Origin of the sequence: Caulobacter sp. D5, from assembly GCF_003185805.1 — a bacterium.
Lineage (GTDB): Bacteria > Pseudomonadota > Alphaproteobacteria > Caulobacterales > Caulobacteraceae > Caulobacter.
The window spans coordinates 1-1,376 of the sequence record NZ_QHJY01000563.1 but is presented as its reverse complement, the minus strand read 5'-3'; the positions used below and the strand labels follow the sequence as shown (position 1 = coordinate 1,376).

At 72.9% G+C, this 1,376-nt stretch carries 2 protein-coding genes; both read left to right on the top strand.

All coding sequences use genetic code 11. The features are described 5' to 3' along the window. On the top strand, positions 1 to 406 hold a 406-nt coding region (locus tag DMC18_RS26410; RefSeq protein WP_110133428.1), incomplete at its 5' end, for a hypothetical protein. Between the two features lie 271 nt (positions 407 to 677). Continuing rightward, complete coding sequence (locus DMC18_RS25250; protein WP_146218231.1) at positions 678 to 1,163, top strand: hypothetical protein; 486 nt, start codon at positions 678 to 680, stop codon at positions 1,161 to 1,163. The last annotated feature ends 213 nt before the right edge of the window (positions 1,164 to 1,376 follow it).

Here is a 1,376-nt window from a genome sequence, read left to right as displayed (position 1 = left end):
GGCGGTCGCCATCGTCTCGCCGCTGTTCAGCCTGTGGTGGGAGGCCGAGCAAAAGGCCCGGACCGAGATCGAGCAGGCCGGCGAGTGGAGCCTGGACGGCGAGCCCTGCCCGGCCAGCACCGCCGCGGACTTCGCGGCCGCCTCGCGGCGCGCGCCGATGACGACGGTCTTCGACGAAGTGCGGCTGTCGCGCCGGGCCGGCCACGTGCAGTGCGCCCGCCACGCCTATCGCCTGGGCGGCGGCAAGCAGGAGGCCCAGGTCTGCGACTTCACCAGCCCCGGCGCCCTGGCGGTCGAGACCCCCAGGACCGTGGTCTATTACACCGCGCCGGGTTCGGCCCGGGTGGCGGTGATCGACGGCCGGCCGCGCTGCGTGCAGACCGCGCGCTTCCGGATGGGGCACTGAAGGTCTGGGCGGCGAACCGACATTCGCCTGCTCCCTCACCCAACCCGCTCCTCCCCGCGAAGGCGGGGATCCAAGCTGGCTTTCAGGATGGGCACGGCGGTGGATCACCCGCTGGCTGGGCCTTGCCCTTCGGGGGATCCTCAGTGAGTTAAGCGGCCGAGTTTCTGGATGGGCGCCGGACTTGGCGGTTGATCTCGGCGGGTCGCCTCTCCTTTCCTCTATTGGCGTACGCATCCCGCGCCTTCTACTGTCGCCGGGCGGGAGGACCAGGATGGACGCTGCGGGGATCGGAGGACGGCCGGGAGCCGTGCGGGTCGAGGGCCGCGCCAGACGCGGCGGCTGGATCTTCTGGGCGGCGATCGCCTTCGTCATCGCCGCGCCGCTGGTCGCCTTCGTCGCCTGGAAGCAGCGCGAGGCCGCCGGCGCCGCCGAGGCCTATTGGAGCCTGGCCGGAACGCCCTGCCTGGTCCTGGACCAGGCGGCCTTCGAGGCCCGGCAGCGCAAGCCGATGACCTTCGCTTTCGACGGCGTCAGCCTGGCGCGCGGCGCCGGCCATATGGAGTGCACCCACCGCGTCTACGACCAGGCCGGCGGACGCCGCGAGGCGCCGGTCTGCGACTTCAGCGGCCCGATCGCCCTGGCGGTCAGCGTCGGCGGGCGGCAGGCCTTCTACGCCCCGCCGGGCTCGGCGCGGGTGGCGGTGATCGACGGCGCGCCGGTATGCGTGCAGCGGCCCTGGACGAAGATCGGGAACTGAGGGGCTGGGGCTTCTCGCCGGCCCTGGCGCGGGGAGGACACCGGCCGAGAATTCGGAAGCTGAAACGCCCCCCCTCCTCCGGCCCTCCGGGCCACCTCCCCCAGAGGGGGAGGATCTGATCAGACGCCTCGCCAGGAAGATGCTCCCCCTCAGGGGGAGCTGTCGCGGAGCGACTGAGGGGGAAAGCCGGCGCCTTGCGGCGGTCGCCCCCTC

Excerpts from the sequence above, each read along its gene's own strand:
- DMC18_RS25250 (WP_146218231.1), top strand. The coding sequence starts at position 678 with ATGGACGCTGCGGGGATCGGAGGACGGCCGGGAGCCGTGCGGGTCGAG.